Source organism: Streptomyces agglomeratus, from assembly GCF_001746415.1.
Lineage (GTDB): Bacteria > Actinomycetota > Actinomycetes > Streptomycetales > Streptomycetaceae > Streptomyces > Streptomyces agglomeratus.
Genome location: NZ_MEHJ01000002.1, coordinates 649,175 through 664,800, shown reverse-complemented (window position 1 = coordinate 664,800; position 15,626 = coordinate 649,175). Strand labels below are relative to the sequence as shown.

Sequence of the window (15,626 nt, the reverse complement as noted above, 5' to 3'; positions counted from 1 at the left end):
GCCGTGTTGGGGCTGGTCACGTTCGGCCCCGTCCAAGTGATCGGAGCGATCACCAACGTCGGTGACGACGTGATGGCCCCGGGGGCCACGAAGATCGGGCAGTTCGGCCACGATCTCGTGTCCCCGATCACCGGGACGCTGGGCTCAGTGTTCGGATAGGACCGTCACATAAGCTGACCAGCAGGGGCTGGTGTCGTCACCAGCCCCTGCACCGTTCTCAGGGAAAAGGACCTCACCCCCATGCTCGCGTCCGTTGCCACCGGCTTGCTGTGGCTGATGGCCGCAGCAGCCACCGTGATCCACTGCACCGCCATGGCGAAGTGGATCCCCCGCCCGAAGTTCCGGATCGTGTATCCGTTCATCATCACCGGATGCGGCATCGGCATGATCGCGATCGGCCAGCTCAGGGGATTCACACTGGCTGCCATGATCGCCGCGTACGCATTCTCCCTCATCGGCCTGACGGTCGGGTTGTTCCCAAGCCGCAATCTGTTCACCACGTGGGCCCACGAACTCAACCAGGGAGTGACACGGGAAAACTACAACCTCCCGCGCTGGCACGTCCCATTCAGCGTCTTCTGCGTGCTCGTCACGCTGTTCGCCGCTGCCGTACTGACGCAGACCTAGCCGCTGTCCTCCCACAGCGGCCACGCCGATCCTCCTCACCGTCCGCACCAGGACCGGCCGCCAGTTGGTGCTGGGGTCGCGTGCCTCAGCCGTCAAGCCGTCATGGGCCTCACCTGAGCAGTGGTGAGGCAGACGAGTGCACAGATGCGCGTAATCGTCCTGATCGCCCTGTCACCTCCGCCGGACACCGCGATGGGTAACCGACGAGGCGCGAGGGGGGGGCGAAACTCCTGGATCACCCCGGTCGGGCCCTCCTGGACAGGTGAAGAAAGCAACCCCTCACGCACCTCGCGCCGCCCCCGCTCCGCTGCTATGCCGAACCGGCCCACGGCGAGGCGCGGGCGCGTACGGCGGCCAAGGGCAACAAGTGACGAAAGCACGGCGGTCAACGGACTGCCCTTCCACTCACAGGGTTCGCCAGGCACCCAGCGGCACGCCTCGGCCGGTCAGCGCGCGGGCACGGCATCGGGGCCCCTGATCGCCTTCTCATCGCCCCAAAGGATCCCGCCCGTTGCACGTCTTCCTGCGGATCGTGCATGCTGTGCTCGCCGCCATGTTCGCGATGGCCGACGCGATGAAGTCCACCTAGCCCAGGGGGCAAGCTCGCCGAGAAACTGCCCTGGATGGCCGACTTCTTCGCCGGCACAGTCCGCTTCGTCACCGTCGTCACCGTCGTCGAAATCGCCGCCGCTCTCCGGCTGATCCATGGCCGGCATCACCGGCATAGCCCCGGCAGGCAGCGCGCTAAGCCTGGCGCCACTCCTCTGCTCGGAGCCAGCGCCTGGTCTAATCGAACTGCTGGAACCGGACGGCCCAGGAAGCGGAGCAGCTGAACCGGCAGACTCACCCGACCAGCCTTCCGCCTCATCCCAAACAGCGAGCCTGTCCCGACTGGCGGTTCAGGAACGGGATCCGTCGGGGAGTCCCGCTGTCGCCTATGGGCCGGGTTCAGGGGCCCGGTGCGACGGAGAGGGCCCCTTGGTCGGCCGCGCCGCCGCCCCTGGGGCCCAAAGCCACCCAGGGGCGGTCCACGTTCCTCCTACGGAGCCAGCTCGAAGTGGACCTCCGTGGCGGGGCACTGCTCGGCCAGGTCGAGCAGCTCGGCTTGTTCCTGCGGGTCGACGGACAGGTTCCAGCGGAGCTTGGTCGCGGTCCATTCCGCGGCGTACTGGCAGTGGACTTCACCGGCCAGCGGCATCCACGTGCCGGGGTCCTGGTCGGACTTGCTGCGGTTCGAGCGGGCGGTGACGCCGACCAGCGAGGTCGGAGCGCCCAGGTCGTTGGCGTACACCTCACGGCGCTGCGCGGTCCAGGCTGATGCGCCGGAGTCCCATGCTTCGGCGAGGGGCACCATGTGATCGATGTCCAGGCCGGAGGGGCCGGAGACGGTGGTCGCGTCGTAGTACGACCACCAGGTTCCGCCGGTCAGCCTGCAGCCAGGGCCGACGGTCGGCGGCTCGACTGCCTCCGCGATCAGGACCTCATTGCGGGTGTTGCAGCCGTCCGTGGGGTTCTGTCCGGTGTTCCAGTGGCGGAACTTGTCGCGCGTGTACCCCTCACGGGATTCGTCGGCGGTCTCGAGGTGGTGGACCGCGGCGCCGAGAGGAAGAGTCTCGGCGGCGTGGACCGGCGGGGAGACGGTCACGGGAATGAAGGCGAGTGCTGCGGCCGTGAGGACGCGCTTCAGGTTTTTGATCACGAACGCATGGATAGCGGGGCGCGCGCAACGGGCGGGCGAGGATGCCCGGCTGCTCACTCGCCCGGGTGGTGCGATTCACCGCAGAAACGATGCCGCTGCCCCGCCACCCCCTTGGCAACGAGACACGTACGGGTTGGATATAGGCCGGCCGGGGTGTGGCTGGAGGTTGAGCGGCCCGAACTCGTCCATGCAGAGGACGACTTCGGGCTCACCCTCCTCGGGTACGACCTCGCCGTCGGCGATCGCATAGAGATGCTCGACCCGGGCCTTCTTGGCCGCGTAGTCCGGGTCGCGGGAGGTCTTCCAGGTCTTCACACGTTGAAACGAGACGCCCTCCTCGCGGAGCATGCCCCGAAGGCCCTCGTGGCTGATGTCGTCGACCACCCCCTCGGCGACCAGGAAGTCGGCCAGCTTGGCCAGGCTCCAGGTCGAAAACGGCAGGCCGTGCTCGACCGGCTTGGACATGGCGATCTTCTTGATCTCCCGGCGTTCGGGGAGGGTGAAGGTTCTCGGTCGGCCGCCCTTGTACTTCGGGTAGAGCGCGTCGAACCCGTCGGTGTTGAAGTTGTGGATCACGTCCCGGACCCGGTCCGCACTGGTGAACGTCACTTCGGCGATCTTCGCCACAGGCATGGCTTGCGCGGATAACAGCACCATCTGGGCCCGCCGCCAGGTCACCACCGATCCGGTGCCTCTGCGGACGATCCGCAGCAACCGCCGGCCCTCGTCATCATCAATCTCCCGGACCTGCACACGTTCAGCCACCTGACCATTCTGACCGTCGGGTACCGCCCACCGCAGCGAATCGAGCGACACACCATGAGAGGGCGAACGTTGCCTGATGCGGCACTAGTGTCCTGCGCCAGAGATCCGTTGGCAGAAGCGGGCGAGTGAGTCGAGGATTTCTTCGGCTGTCTTGGTCCAGGTGAACGGGGTCGGGTTCTCGTTCCACTGCTTGACCCAGGCCCGGATGTCGGCTTCCAGGGAGCGCACACTCTTGTGGGCGCCGCGGCGGATCTTCTGGTCGGCGAGGAAGCCGAACCACCGCTCCACCTGGTTGATCCAGGAGGAGCCGGTAGGTGTGAAGTGCAGGTGGAAACGTGGGTGTTTGGCCAGCCATGCTTTGATGGCTGGGGTCTTGTGGGTGCCATAGTTGTCACAGATCAAGTGGACCTGCAGGTGCCCAGGAACCTCTTTATCGATCTTGGCGAGGAACTTCTTGAACTCCGCTGCCCGGTGCCTGCGGTGCAGGGAGGTGATGACTTCTCCGGTCGCGACGTCGAAGGCTGCGAACAAGGTGGTCAGACCGTTGCGGACGTAGTCATGGGTGCGGCGCTCGGGCATGCCCGGCATCATCGGTAGTACCGGCTGGGAGCGGTCCAGCGCCTGGATCTGCGACTTCTCGTCCACCGACAGCACCACCGCGCCTTCGGGCGGGTTGAAATACAGCCCCACCACGTCGTAGACCTTCTCCACGAACAGCGGATCCGTCGACAGTTTGAAGGTGTCGGTCAGATGCGGCTTGAGCTGGAACTTCCGCCAGATCCGGCCCACGGTCGACTTCGACAGACCGCTGCGGTCGGCCATCGATGACCGCGACCAGTGAGTGGCGTTCTTCGGGATCTCCTCCAACGTGCTGACCACGACCGCCTCCACCTGGTCGACGCTGATGGTGGGCGGCCGGCCCGGCCGGGGCTCGTCCACCAACCCGTCCAGCCGGGCGGTCAGAAACCGGCGGCGCCACTTGCGGACCGTGTCCGCCGCGATACGTAACTCCCGCGCCACCACGACAATCGGTGGAACATCAGCGCCGGCACACGCCAGCACAATGCGGGCCCGCAACGCCACTGCCTGCGCGGACGACGCCCGCCGGGCCCAACGCTCCAACACCACACGCTCATCGGGCGACAATAACAACGGTTCCAACTTCGGGCCACGACGTGGCACCGGCACATCTGCAGAAGCAGTCATAGACAAACTAACGATCAACTACTGGCGCAGGACACTAGTAGTACTTCGTTAGGTCGGGCTGGAGAGGGTCTGTTGTCTTCGCCTTCGGGGTGGTAGCTGGCGATGGCAGGTGGGGCATGCGCCGGTCCAGCAGAGCAACAGGTCCTGCATGGTGTGGAGGACCTGGTAGAAGGTCAGGCCGGCGCTGTTGCTTTTGGGTCCAGGCGGCGGAGGGTGCAGAAGGCGTGGGCGGCGGTGACGAGGGTGGCGTGGTGGTGCCAGCCGCGCCAGGTGCGGCCTTCGAAGTGGTCCAGTCCCAGGCCGTGCTTCATCTCGCGGTAGTCGTGCTCGATCCTCCAGCGCATCTTCGCGAGTCGGGCCAGTTGCCGCAGCGGGGTGTCGGCGGGCAGGCTGGTCAGCCAGTACTCGGTGGGCGCTTTCTCGCCGGTGGGCCACTCGCTCAGCAGTGTCGCCGTGGGCAGAACACCGTCCCAGGCGGTGGAGCCGCCAGCCCGGGCGATGGCGTGCCTGCGGGCCGCGACGCCGGCCGGACGCACCGTCTCGACTTTGAATCTTGAGCGATCGCACCGCGCGAACCGGTGCGCCAAGTGGCCTGCCGGTATGCCTTGCGTCCGGTCCCGGTGGCCAGGTCCTTCAGGGAGGAAGCCTTGGTGCGGTAGCGGACAGCGGGTTTGCGTCCGGTTCCGCTCCAGGCGGGGGCGGTGGGGACAGCGTCGGCCGGGTGAGCGGATTCATCCGCCCGGACGGCGACGACGAAGTCCAGACCACGGTCGGCCAGAGCCTGCCGGAAGGCGTTGTTCTGGCCGTACCCGGCATCCGCGACGATCACCTTGGGTTCCAGGCCCCAGCCGATCGCCTCGTCGATCAGGTCCAGGGCCAGACGCCACTTCTCCCGGTGCCCCACCTCCTCGGGCACCCCCGCCTTGGCCCGGCGCGCGGTGTCGTCCTGCCACTCGGCCGGCAGGAACAGCCGCCACGAGATCGGCACGGAAGCGGTGTCGGACGCGGCGTGCAGGCTGACCGCGACCTGGCAGTTCGACTGCTTGCCCAACGCCCCGCACCACTGCCGGGCCACCCCCACCGACATCTTCCCGTCCTTGGGGAACGACACATCGTCGATCACCCACACCATCGGATCGACGACGGGAACCGTCTTGACGGCTACCGCCCGCAACACCGCCACGTGGTCCCACGGAGACTGGTTCACGAACTGCTGCAAGGCCTGCATGTCGCCGTCCGGCAGCCGCTCGGCCATCGGCTGGATCGACTTCCTGCGACCGTCCAGCATCAACCCCCGCAGGTAGCAGTCACCCTTCGCCCGCTGATCCCTCCGCGGCACCGACGCGAACACCTCAGCCACGAACTCGCCCAGCTCGCCCCGGAGTTGCTCGATCTCCCCCAGCTCCATCAGAGCAGCATGCCCAACCCGGCAGCCCGAGATCAAATCAACCTAACGAAGTACTACTAGTCGACTGCAAGGCGACCATCCACCCCGATCGCATCGGCGAGAAGAGGGAGATCCACCAGCTCGCGGGCTATCTGCTTCTCGACTACGAGGACGCGTACGCACTGAGCCGGGTCGGGCTGTACCTCGCCCGGCAGGGACGACTCGTCGTATGGACCGTCGAGGAGTTCCTCCGCCTGCTAGGCGCCCGCCTGCCATTGCCCGAACTGCGCGCCGCTTGCTGTGAGGCGCTGGCGGCGCTGGCGCCCCCGCAACCTACCCCGGTGCAGCGAAGTGCCACGCGTGGAACACAGCAAAGCCTCTTCGGCTAACGCCGCACCGGCACGCCAGGGCCGCACGGAAGGTGTGAGCAACGGAGTCCGCCTCTCGTGGCTCGTCCATTGGTGCCTGGCAGATGCCCGCCCCGGTGCCTCCGCCCCGTTAGCCGTCATGGCCGGTCTTCATGCCGGCCCAGACGTACCGCGGTGCCATCCCCCGGCTCACGCTGGTCTGTGAGGCTGGGGGTGGGGCGCGGATGTTCCTTAGCGCACTGCTGGGCTTCGCTGGGGGTGACGGACCCGCAGCGAATGCATGTCCACTGCCGTGCGGGACGTGCCAGTGCCTTCTCAAGTATTGCCCGCTCCTCAGGGTTGGCATCGCGCAGGCGTTTGGCTACCTCTGCGCGCACAAGGAGGTCCGGATCGGTGAGTATGTGTTGGGCGTCGTTGTGCCGCTGGGCTTGGCTGAGACGGGAAGCTCGGACACTTGCGGCACCGGCTCTGACTATGGCGTCATCCTCGGGCAGGGCGAGATCGGGCCAGCGCAGGGCGAGAAGGCTTGCGGTGTTCATGCGGGCGGGGGGTCCGATATCGGGGAGGATTTCCAGGACGCGTTCGGCGAAGTCCTGGGGCAGGGAGCGTGTCTCGATGGCCAGCCTCAGAATGAGCCGGATGAGCCAGGGGTTTCCGCTGGTGAGGGCTTCGGTGGTCAGGTCGGTGTCGATGCTCTCGGGGCGCAGCCTGAGGTTTGGGGTACGGGTGCTCGCCTGGTGCAGGAGTCCCCAGTCCGGATGCCGGGAGGCTTCACCTCGCAGACTGCGGAATTGAGCGCTGATGAGGGCACGATCCAGGCCGCTGGCTTGGACGAGGAGTCGGAGAATTTCTCGTGTCAGCTCAGGGTGCTGCTTGACGGCTGTGGCGATGTGGCTGACCGGCTGATTCCGTGTGGTGATGGCTGTGGCGAGTGTGGCGGCTTCGTCGAGGTGCCATGCCTGAGTCGAGGTGAGCTGGATGGGGGTGCTGTCGAGCTCGGCGAGGATCTCATGGGGGGCACTCATCGCTTTGTACATGTCGATAAATGCGGTCAGGCTGTCGGTCTTGATGGCGGAGGTAATGGTGGCGAGGGCCCCGCGGTGGCCGCGCTTAGGCAATGCGGTCGCGAGCCACTCGAAAGTGTCGATGGTGACGTGGTGGGCAGCCCCTACGAGGTGGGGCAACATGTCCGGCCTCTTAAGGAGACCATGCTCGACCGCGAAGCGGACGAGTGGGTCAACACCTGCGATCTCTGCCCGGTCCTTCGAGCCCGTGCTCGCGGCTGCGGCGAGGCCAGCTTCGAGGACGTCGAGCTCGCGGGGAGTGAGCGGGGTGGCTCGCTTGCTGGCTTGTCTCTGGGTACACAGAGCGGTGATCACTGCTTGCTGCTCGTGCCCCATACTGCCGACGGCCTGGATGAGCTGCTGGGTTTGCGCCGCATCGAGGTCTTCTTCCGCGAGCTTGGCAGCCAGTTGCGCCCGTGGGGAGCGGCCTTCGTCAAGGTCGATGGCAACGCCAGGAGTTTTCGGGTTGCGGTCAGGAAGGGCGGGTAGGCGGGTCAGCTGGGCTTGGCGGTAGGTGTGCAGCGCAGTGCTGTCGAACGCGGTTCCGTCGGCGAGGGCATCGTGGACCAGATCGAGCAGCGTTCCGCCATCGTTGAGTGCCTGCTCTATGAGAGTATCGGCGGCTTGTGGGGACAAGCTCGCGGCAAGCCGCGCGGTTTCTGCGCGCTCCGGGTCAGTGAGCGTGCTGTGCATCCACGCGGGAATGGACTGCGGGTCTCGCATGGCCCAGCGCGCTTCGCCGATCTCGGCAAGAAGGCGCGTGCGCGCGGTGAGCGTTCCTTGTGGTGTGTCGGTAATGAACACGCCGGCTGTGGCGTCCCAGTATTCGAGCGTATGGCGTGCGATGGCCGCGGCTGTGCCTGGAGGTTTGCCCCAGTGCCGTTGAAGGCGGGCGCCGACGGCTTGGTGGGCGTCGTGCCAGGAGGCGGTGGCGGCGGTGGCTGTGAGGTGTGCGATGTCGTCGAAGCAGTCAATGAGAATGTCGGCGGTCAGCTGGGGGTCCGTGTCCGGCATGGTCAGCCTCGAGCGGCGCATCTCCCATTGTCGGACGCTGCTGTCGATCACTTCGGTGAGTAGGCGGGCCCGGTTGCCGGGCAGAGTGGCCACGGGGCGCTCGGCGATGAGCAGCACCATCAGTGTGGCCAAGAGCGGGACACGCCACAGGTCGCGTTCGACCCGTCGGGAATGTTCGACGCGCCGACGGCGGTCCGCGATCCAGTCATTGTGGCCGGCGACGTCGACGAATCGCTCGGCGAGGGTCTCCAAAAGCTGGTCGAGTGAGCTGGTCAGGCTGTGTGGAGTGTGCAGTTCGTAGACGGGAAGCTGGAGGCGGGCAGCCGCTTGGAGACAGGAGTGACGGGAGGTGACCACGACGTCGAGTTCGAAGGGCAGTCGGTCAAGCAGGCCGGCGACGGCTTCCACCACGGCGTCCTGCCGCTCGTGGACTTCGTCGAGGGCATCGAGAACGATGAGTGCCTCACCGCGGTTGATGCGCGTCAGCAGTGCCTCTGCGAGGAGGGGCTGCGTGGTGCCGATGGCTGCCTGCACGAGGTCGGCTGGTTCTAGCCTGTAGGGGCCCACAGGGGCCAGGAGGGGCACCAGCTGCCGCAGAGGCAGCCACACCGGGACCGGCGCGATGTCGCGTCCTGCCCAATGGGCTGCGAGGAGGCGCGAGGCCACCGTCTTGCCCGACCCTGGAGGCCCGACCAGGAAGAGACGGCCTTGACGGCGTGCCGCGTCGACCAGCTTGTCGCGGCCAGGCCCTTGGAGCGGTGGTGTTGCTCTGAGGTCACCGGTGGCGCCGGGCACGGTCATCGATGTCAGGCCCAGGCCGAGGTCGGCGAGAGGAAGGATGTCCTGCTCGGCTGCCCACTTCTCTCGGTAGTTGGCAAGCGCCTGGTCCAGTGCCTCCAGCCGTGCTGCAGGGGTGCCTGCCGCGTCAGCGGTCAAGGGGAGGCGGGCGCCGGTGAGCCAGCCTCGCCAGCCATGCAGCTCCGAAGCGGTGCGCTGTTCGGCCTGAACACGCGCTGCCGCCTTCATCGCACGAAAGGCCGCCCGGCCGTGGCCCACGGGGACGACGGCCGCGTTCATACAGGCCGCGCCCAGCGCCTCGTTCGGGCCGTCGTCACGGGCGTCCAGGGCACAGACTTTCGCCGCAGCCAGCAGCTGTGCTGTAGCCACCTGGTCCAGACCGTGGTCGTGAGTTAGGCGACGCAGCCTATCGAGCTGCCTCGCGGCCGGCGCAGTCAGCGATGCACCACTTTGGTGGGTCACAAGAGCCTCGGCCATGCGGTCCAACGACGGCGTGGACCTGGTGACAACAAAGAGCAGTTCGTCGCCCGGCCGGCATTCCCCCGAGGTGACAGCCCGGCGCCACTGGTCCACCGTGTCCTTGAATGCCTTGTCACCCGTGGACAGCTTGGCCTGCATGAACGCTCTGGTGCCGTCCGCGAGATCGACGACGACGTCATCGACATGGAGGTCCGCCTCCATGCGCAGGAGAACGGGAGCCGCTTGCGACCGCAGCCAAGGAACCGGCTCCCCCAGCAGACCGTAGACGGCGACTAGGGCGGCGATTCCGGCCCGGTGACTGGCACCGGCCTCGCTACTCGCCCCTCCGAGCGCGCCTCGTCTGGTTTCCTGCATCCATCGCTCCTCTCAAGGCCTTGGTGTCTCCTTGAGGGAGCCTCCTTGCTGTGCGCACCATGCTAGGGCGGGCGACAGGGGCCTGAGGTCCCGGGCACGACTTCGACGAGCAGCACGGCACCACCCTGCCGGCCCTGGCAGCCAGCACAAGCCCCGGCTGACCACCAAGAGCACATCTCCCACTTGCCGCAGCCGTGGACCGTTAAGACCCGGCCTGCTGAAGCTCCGATGGATGTCACCTGCGTCCCATGGAGCTGTGTTGGCGGCTGTCTTGGCGCCGTCATCGTTGCCCACGTGGACAGGGTCCTCTGGCGCTGATCGCCAGTTCGCTCCGTTGGCGAGCATTTCCCTCGCCCGGCGCTGTCCGTACCCGCACCGTCGGCGGCTGTTGGGCTATCCCTGCCTCGTCCCCCGGATAGGTCATGGCCGGTCGGAGCGTCTGCCCGTCAGCGCTGCGGCCATGCTCGGCAGATCAGGGCTCGGTGAAGGTCAGCGTCTGAGCGTCCAGGTCCAGTTGGAGGTGGCCGCCGCCGTGCTTGCGCAGCTGCCGCCAGGCGGTGTAGCCGGTCATGATCGCTTTCTCCCAGTCAGCGGCGCGCAGCACGTTGACTTCCAGGTGGGCCGTCATGTGGTCGATGGTGATGAGCAGTTCGTGGTCGACGTGGCGGTCGTCTTCGAAGTAGTGGTGGCGGCTGGCGTAGGAGAAGACGAGGGCGCTGATGCCTTCTTCGATGGCGATGGCCCGGCCGCCGTCTTCGGCTTCGTCGATGCCGGGGCGGCTGCGGCGTTTTCGGTCGAGGAGGAAGCGGCTGACGGGTGACCAGCCCAGGACGGCGGCGTGGGCGAGGTGGAAGGCGTCGTGGAAACGGTAGTCGTCCTCGATGTGGCTTGCGCTGGTGAGGGGGTCGCCGGCGCGGGTGCCGTCTTCTCGGGTGAGGACGATGACGGTGCGGCCGTCGGGCTGCAGGGTGGGGGTGAAGGTGACGGTGGTACGGCGGGGCAGTTGTTCGTGGGGCGGATAGTCGCTGTCGAAGCGGGGGCGTTCGGTGTCGGGAGTGGCGCGCCAGCGGTCCTTGGTCTTTTCCAGGCTGGCGGCGGCGATGTCCTCTAGGTCGAGGCCGAGGAGGTGGGCCAGGGTGGCTGTGTACCACAGAACGTCGCCGAGTTCCTCGCGCAGTTGCTGTTTGGAAGGGCTGGCGTCGGCACCATCGCGCAGGCGCTTTTTGTAGGCGGTGGCTACGGAGCCGGTCTCGCCGACCAGGCCGAGGAGCGGTATGAGGACCGGGTCGGTGCCGTCGGTGGTGGGCTGCAGGGTTTTGAGCGCTGCTTGCTGATAGCGGGCGAGGTGCACACACGCTCCCATGAATGATCTTCCAACAGATCTGTCGGATTTCCCGACATCGCTCTACAGTAGGTCACGCCGGGCCGTCTGTCCGGGAGTTGAGCGAAGGGGCGGAAGCGGAGTATGCCGTCGCAGAGCGTTCAGGAGATCGTGGACATCGTGATCGATTTCCTGGCCGAGCACCAGGGCCGGCCGAGTCAGGAGCTGTACGAGGAACTGGCTGCCCGGGGGCAGGACTTGCCGGTCGACTCGGTGCTGGTCATGGAGATCCTGGCGCGCATCGAGCAGTACTTCAAGGTTCGCATTCCGGCGGACGCCGAGGCCGGACGCTCTCTGCGTTCGGTGTGGGCGTTCGCCGAGACCGTGCACGACAGTTTGCAGGCGAAGGAGCAACAGCAATGAACGGCAACGTGCCACCCCAGGCCGGCACCGACACCGAGCAGCGAGCCCACCTGGGCCAGCGGCTGAAGGCCACCCGCGAGTACCTGGGGCTCTCGCAGCAGCAGGTAGCCGAACGGACGGGGATCGTGCGGTCAGCCGTCAGTGACATCGAGCGCGGCGTACGCAAGGTGGAGGTGATGGAGCTGCAGAAGCTCGCCCGCCTGTACCGGTTGCCGGCGTCGTACTTTCTCGACGAGGAGGAGGCGGCCGACGCCGGGGAGCACGCGCTGGCCGGACTGCCGCGTACCGCAAGGCCGTTGAGTGAAGGCGACCGCATCGAGGTGGCGAAGTTCATCCAGTACTTGCACGCCCGCCGCCAGGCGGAGGAGGAGGGAGCGGGTGGGCTGCGCCCGCCTCAGAGGCCGGAGGGCGGTGCGTGAGTTGGAACAGTGCCCACGGGGCCGCGATGATCGCGGCCGCGCAGGCTCACGAGGATCTCCTCGCCGGGGTCGACGACTACGTTGACGTGTTCGGTGCACTGCACCGCGCCGGAGTGGAGGTCATGGGGCAGAAGCTGGGCGGCCTGCTGGGTCTGTACGTGGACAGCAGCCAGGGGGGCGTGCCGGGCTGCCTGGTCAACACCGGCCTGGAGGAAGTGGGCATGCGGCACACTGCCGCTCACGAGCTGGGCCACCACCGCATGGGCCACGGCACCAGCATCGACCATCAGGACCAGTCGTCCGGTCGGTGGGGCGAGGGGTGGCCCCAGCACGAGCGGGAGGCGGAGGCCTTCGCCTCCTGGTTCCTGATACCCCGCCCCGCCGCACGCACCGCCCTGGCCTGCTGCGGTCTCCAGCGCCCCGGATCCCCGCTGGACGCCTACCGGATGGCACGCTGGCTGGGCACCCCGTACGCCACCACCGTGCGACACCTCGTGCGGTTGAAGATGATCGACCGGTCGATGGAGACGGTGTGGCTGAAGCACTCCCCCGGCAGCCTCAAAACGGAACTGGCCGGCAGTCTGCCGCTCGGACCTCAGGCACATGTTCACGTGCTGATGCCCGCCGCCCACGATGCCGTCCTGCACGTCACCTCCGGTGACTGCCTGCTGCTGGCGGTACCCGGGGGCCGCTACGACCAGCTGCCGGCAGGCGTGAGCAGCACTCCGCCGGACACAGCCGGCCAGATGTCGTTCCTCGATTCCGCCACAGCGGAGCACACCCGGGCCGTGTGGGTGGGCGAGGAACTGGACGCGGACGCCACCGTGACCGCCGACACCGGCACCTCGGAGCTGTTCCGCGTCACCCTGCGCCCCGCGCCCAGCCGCGAAGGATCCGACCACTTCTGGGCCTGACGTCCCCGCCACCACCGCACGGCGCACACCATCCGCCGATCAAGGAGCGAGCCGATGCACACGTTCACCGTCGACGCCCCGGACGTCTCCCGCGCTTGGCTGGAGGCCGCCACCCACCTCTCGGAGATTCCGGGCAGGAAGGCATTCCACACTGTGGTGCGCATCGCAAGTCCGCTGCAGGAAGACCTGCACCTGCGCGCCGAACTCGACCGGCTGCGCGCCGCCCGCAGCAAAGAGCCGCTCTACCCCATCGAGACGGTGGTCAACACGCTGTTCCCCGCCAAGCTCGCTGCCACCTGCTCAACCCACGAGGAGCTCACCGACCGCTACCGGACCCTGTACCCGCGTCTGCGTGAGGTCAGGCGCAACGCTCATGGCACCTACTTCGGACGGCTCGTCGCCTACCCAGGCACCCCCGAGAAACCTGAACCGGTCGACCAGCTCGCCCGCGTCATCCACCGCCTGGACAAGCTGCGCTCCTCTGCGAAATGGAGCGCCGTCTACGAAGCCGGCACCGCCCATGTCACGGACGACAGCGAAACATGGGAGGAGGAGCCGCAGGAAACCGCGGCAGGGACCGAGGCCGTGATCAGGGCCGCCGCCCTGGATACCCAGACCCTGGACTTCCCTTGCCTGAGCCACTGCTCCTTCCAGCTCGACGGCTCCACCAACACCGTGCACCTGGCCGCCTACTACCGCAGCCACTACATGTTCGACCGCGCCTACGGCAACTACCTGGCCTTGGGCCACCTGTGCGCCTGGGTCGCCCGCCACGCCGGCCTCACACCGGGCACCCTGACCGTCATGTCCGGATGCGCCCGCCTGGACTGCACTAAGTCCGAGCTCGGTACGCTCCAGCATGCCCTGACCACCCCGTTGTTCAGGCTGGGGGCATGACCCGCGCGCGTTCCCGACATCCTGCGGCCCGCCCGCTCGGGGCAACCGCCGCAGGCATCAGGGGGCAGCGGATCTCGTGATTCTAGGCGTTCAGGCCCCATTTGGGCGGGAACCAAGCCTGCAGAGGCGCCGCATCGTGCCGGTATGCCTGCTTGATGCGGCTGCGGCCGCTGATGCCCGCGATTTCGGGATGTGCCACCCGCGCGTACTTGTCGACCTCGCAGAACAAGTTCTGGCAGTCGATCAGCTGCAATGACCGGCCCTTCAGCCCGGCGAAGGGCAGCTGGAGGCGGGCGAAGTGGTCGTTCTGGGAGTCAGCCATGTAGCGGATGACGTCGGCTTCGATCCCGTCGGCCGCGGGACCGAAACACTTGCGGATGCCGTCGCGAGCACCGGGTCCGGGCACGACAAAGTCCATCTCCGAAAAGCCGAGGTGCGGCGCGTAGTTGAGGTCGATGGCGAACTGGTATGCGAGGAAGGGGCCGAGCGCCGGGTAGCTGAGGAGCACCTCATAGGCCTCACGCATCGTCGCGGCTTCCATGACCCGCTCGGGCGCGCCGGTGGTCATCATCAGCTCCAGCAGCCGCAAGTGGTTGCGGTGCTTGCGCTCCTCCCCCAGCTGCGGCGGGGGCACGATGTAGGCGGCCGAGTAGAGGCGCTCCCCCTTCGCAAACGCGGCTGACAGCACCCGGTCGTACGCCTGGTAGTCGTACGTGTCCCAGCGCACCTCACCCACCGCCCGGGTCAGCCGCTGCCAGGTGGACTCCTTGTTGAAGATTTTGAACAGGAGGGTGCGGAAGAAGACGTCCTCCCACTCCTGCGGCCCTTGGTAGATCACGTCGCCGATCACTGCCTGGCTGACCCGGTCGGCAGCGCGGTAGCAGTTGGTGAACCGGTGCCCGGCCAGGATCGGATCATCGGTCCACGGCTGGGGCCGCCCCTCCAGTCGGGCCTCGTACACCGCCTGCCGGGCCGCGGCGAAACACCAGTAGGTGTCGAACACGGGTGTCGGCTGCAACGTCCGGCCGGCCACCCGCACCGTTTTGGGTGCCACGTCATCACGCGCGGAAGCCTGACGGTCTTGCAGCAGCGTCACCATGCACGCAATATATATTCGTTACATGTCAGCTGTCACTGAGGGGGAGCAATGGAGTTGCTGTGCCATCAGCAGCGCCATCAGACCTCGGTGCTCTGGCCCGAGGACATCGACCGCAGGCTGAACATCCTCGTCCGCGCCGCAGCCGCAGCGGGCGAACGCACTTCTCGAGCGGAGCTGTTGGCGGCTCTGGTGGCCGCTGCGGAGACCAATCCTGAGGTGCTGGCCTCTCTTCTGCACCGCTATCGCCGGATGCCGACCGATGCGCTCGCCGAGGATGAGAACCGCGATGACCTTCCTGTGGTGCGCTCTCCTGGCCCGCGGCGGGCCGCATCCTCTTAAACGAGCGGCATCGTCAGCGGTCACTGGAAGACTGCGGCGCCAGGTTGGCCCGTCGCAACACGGGCAGCAGCGCGAGGCCAGGCCCAGCGGCGCCTACGGCGCACGTTCGCGGAACGCACGCCGGGCCTCCGACGCCCGGACACCGTCAGCTGCTGTCCTTTCTGCCCGATGCAATCGCGACGAGGTCGCCGAGACCGGGCTCCACCACCACGTCACCGCCCTCTACGCCGTCCGCAGCGGCGCCAGCATCACCTCAGCCCGCCAGAACGAATCCTGCTGCTCCTCCAAAGCCGGCACACGAGCGCCCCCGAGCCACGTGACACCCGACGCGCCGACACCACGACTGGTACACCCAGCACCCCACTGACCTTCGCTCCGCCCTCAGCAGCGCGCGGCGACAGAGCACCATTGGCACGCAGCCCGTGTCGGCTGAGGAGAGAATCGGGCCCAAC

At 67.3% G+C, this 15,626-nt stretch carries 12 protein-coding genes and 2 pseudogenes; 7 read left to right on the top strand and 7 right to left on the bottom strand.

The features are described 5' to 3' along the window. Nucleotides 1–6 precede the first annotated feature (6 nt). A complete protein-coding gene (locus AS594_RS45260; RefSeq protein WP_167368177.1) occupies nucleotides 7–159 on the top strand; it encodes a hypothetical protein in 153 nt (50 codons plus the stop codon). Nucleotides 160–240: 81 nt separating this feature from the next. Next, nucleotides 241–627, top strand: a complete 387-nt coding sequence (locus AS594_RS47065) for a hypothetical protein (RefSeq protein WP_240509396.1) — start codon at nucleotides 241–243, stop codon at nucleotides 625–627. 1,039 nt (nucleotides 628–1,666) lie between these two features. On the opposite strand, the gene AS594_RS39685 is transcribed toward AS594_RS47065, so the two are convergent. The 6 genes and pseudogenes from AS594_RS39685 to AS594_RS39660 all read right to left on the bottom strand — a co-directional run bounded on the left by AS594_RS39685 (nucleotide 1,667) and on the right by AS594_RS39660 (nucleotide 11,125). Beyond that, entirely contained in the window at nucleotides 1,667–2,326 is a 660-nt protein-coding gene (locus AS594_RS39685) for an HNH endonuclease family protein (RefSeq protein ID WP_069936267.1), read from the bottom strand. Nucleotides 2,327–2,470: 144 nt separating this feature from the next. Further along, nucleotides 2,471–3,091: pseudogene (locus tag AS594_RS39680) on the bottom strand (helix-turn-helix domain-containing protein); the annotation flags it as partial. A gap of 84 nt (nucleotides 3,092–3,175) precedes the next feature. Next, nucleotides 3,176–4,297, bottom strand: a complete 1,122-nt coding sequence (locus AS594_RS39675) for an IS630 family transposase (protein ID WP_069774651.1) — start codon at nucleotides 4,295–4,297, stop codon at nucleotides 3,176–3,178. A 173-nt stretch (nucleotides 4,298–4,470) separates the two neighbouring features. Continuing rightward, nucleotides 4,471–5,705, bottom strand: a pseudogene (locus AS594_RS39670) (IS701 family transposase). Nucleotides 5,706–6,189: 484 nt separating this feature from the next. Further along, a complete protein-coding gene (locus AS594_RS39665; protein WP_069936266.1) occupies nucleotides 6,190–9,762 on the bottom strand; it encodes an NACHT domain-containing protein in 3,573 nt (1,190 codons plus the stop codon). Between the two features lie 472 nt (nucleotides 9,763–10,234). Further along, a complete protein-coding gene (locus tag AS594_RS39660; protein ID WP_079148946.1) occupies nucleotides 10,235–11,125 on the bottom strand; it encodes a nucleoside triphosphate pyrophosphohydrolase family protein in 891 nt (296 codons plus the stop codon). Between the two features lie 129 nt (nucleotides 11,126–11,254). Between AS594_RS39660 and AS594_RS39655 the strand changes: the two genes are divergently transcribed. From AS594_RS39655 to AS594_RS39640, 4 genes are read left to right on the top strand one after another with little or no spacing between them, the layout of a single operon-like run. Beyond that, a complete protein-coding gene (locus AS594_RS39655; protein WP_167368176.1) occupies nucleotides 11,255–11,506 on the top strand; it encodes a phosphopantetheine-binding protein in 252 nt (83 codons plus the stop codon). Beyond that, nucleotides 11,503–11,925, top strand: coding sequence for a helix-turn-helix domain-containing protein (locus AS594_RS39650; RefSeq protein WP_069936263.1), 423 nt, complete (start codon nucleotides 11,503–11,505; stop codon nucleotides 11,923–11,925). Before AS594_RS39655 ends, AS594_RS39650 begins: the two co-directional genes overlap by 4 nt. Further along, nucleotides 11,922–12,839, top strand: a complete 918-nt coding sequence (locus AS594_RS39645) for an ImmA/IrrE family metallo-endopeptidase (RefSeq protein ID WP_141747264.1) — start codon at nucleotides 11,922–11,924, stop codon at nucleotides 12,837–12,839. The genes AS594_RS39650 and AS594_RS39645 overlap by 4 nt, the downstream gene beginning before the upstream one ends. A 54-nt stretch (nucleotides 12,840–12,893) precedes the next feature. Then, a complete protein-coding gene (locus tag AS594_RS39640; RefSeq protein WP_069936261.1) occupies nucleotides 12,894–13,736 on the top strand; it encodes a thymidylate synthase family protein in 843 nt (280 codons plus the stop codon). An 82-nt stretch (nucleotides 13,737–13,818) separates the two neighbouring features. Here the strand turns inward: AS594_RS39640 and AS594_RS39635 are convergent, their stop codons facing one another. Then, the gene (locus tag AS594_RS39635; protein ID WP_167368175.1) at nucleotides 13,819–14,835 is read right to left on the bottom strand and encodes a nucleotide kinase domain-containing protein; all 1,017 of its coding nucleotides are present in this window, start codon (nucleotides 14,833–14,835) and stop codon (nucleotides 13,819–13,821) included. Nucleotides 14,836–14,883: 48 nt separating this feature from the next. On the opposite strand from AS594_RS39635, the gene AS594_RS39630 reads away from it, so the two are divergent. Further along, on the top strand, nucleotides 14,884–15,174 hold the full coding sequence (locus AS594_RS39630; protein ID WP_069936260.1) for a hypothetical protein: 291 nt from the start codon (nucleotides 14,884–14,886) through the stop codon (nucleotides 15,172–15,174). Nucleotides 15,175–15,626: the final 452 nt, after the last annotated feature.

Bases quoted from the DNA above. Each gene is read 5' to 3' on its own strand.
- AS594_RS47065 (WP_240509396.1), top strand. From the start codon at position 241: ATGCTCGCGTCCGTTGCCACCGGCTTGCTGTGGCTGATGGCCGCAGCA.
- AS594_RS39675 (WP_069774651.1), bottom strand. From the start codon at position 4,297: ATGACTGCTTCTGCAGATGTGCCGGTGCCACGTCGTGGCCCGAAGTTG.
- AS594_RS39665 (WP_069936266.1), bottom strand. From the start codon at position 9,762: ATGCAGGAAACCAGACGAGGCGCGCTCGGAGGGGCGAGTAGCGAGGCC.
- AS594_RS39660 (WP_079148946.1), bottom strand. From the start codon at position 11,125: ATGGGAGCGTGTGTGCACCTCGCCCGCTATCAGCAAGCAGCGCTCAAA.
- AS594_RS39650 (WP_069936263.1), top strand. From the start codon at position 11,503: ATGAACGGCAACGTGCCACCCCAGGCCGGCACCGACACCGAGCAGCGA.
- AS594_RS39640 (WP_069936261.1), top strand. From the start codon at position 12,894: ATGCACACGTTCACCGTCGACGCCCCGGACGTCTCCCGCGCTTGGCTG.
- AS594_RS39635 (WP_167368175.1), bottom strand. From the start codon at position 14,835: ATGGTGACGCTGCTGCAAGACCGTCAGGCTTCCGCGCGTGATGACGTG.
- AS594_RS39630 (WP_069936260.1), top strand. From the start codon at position 14,884: ATGGAGTTGCTGTGCCATCAGCAGCGCCATCAGACCTCGGTGCTCTGG.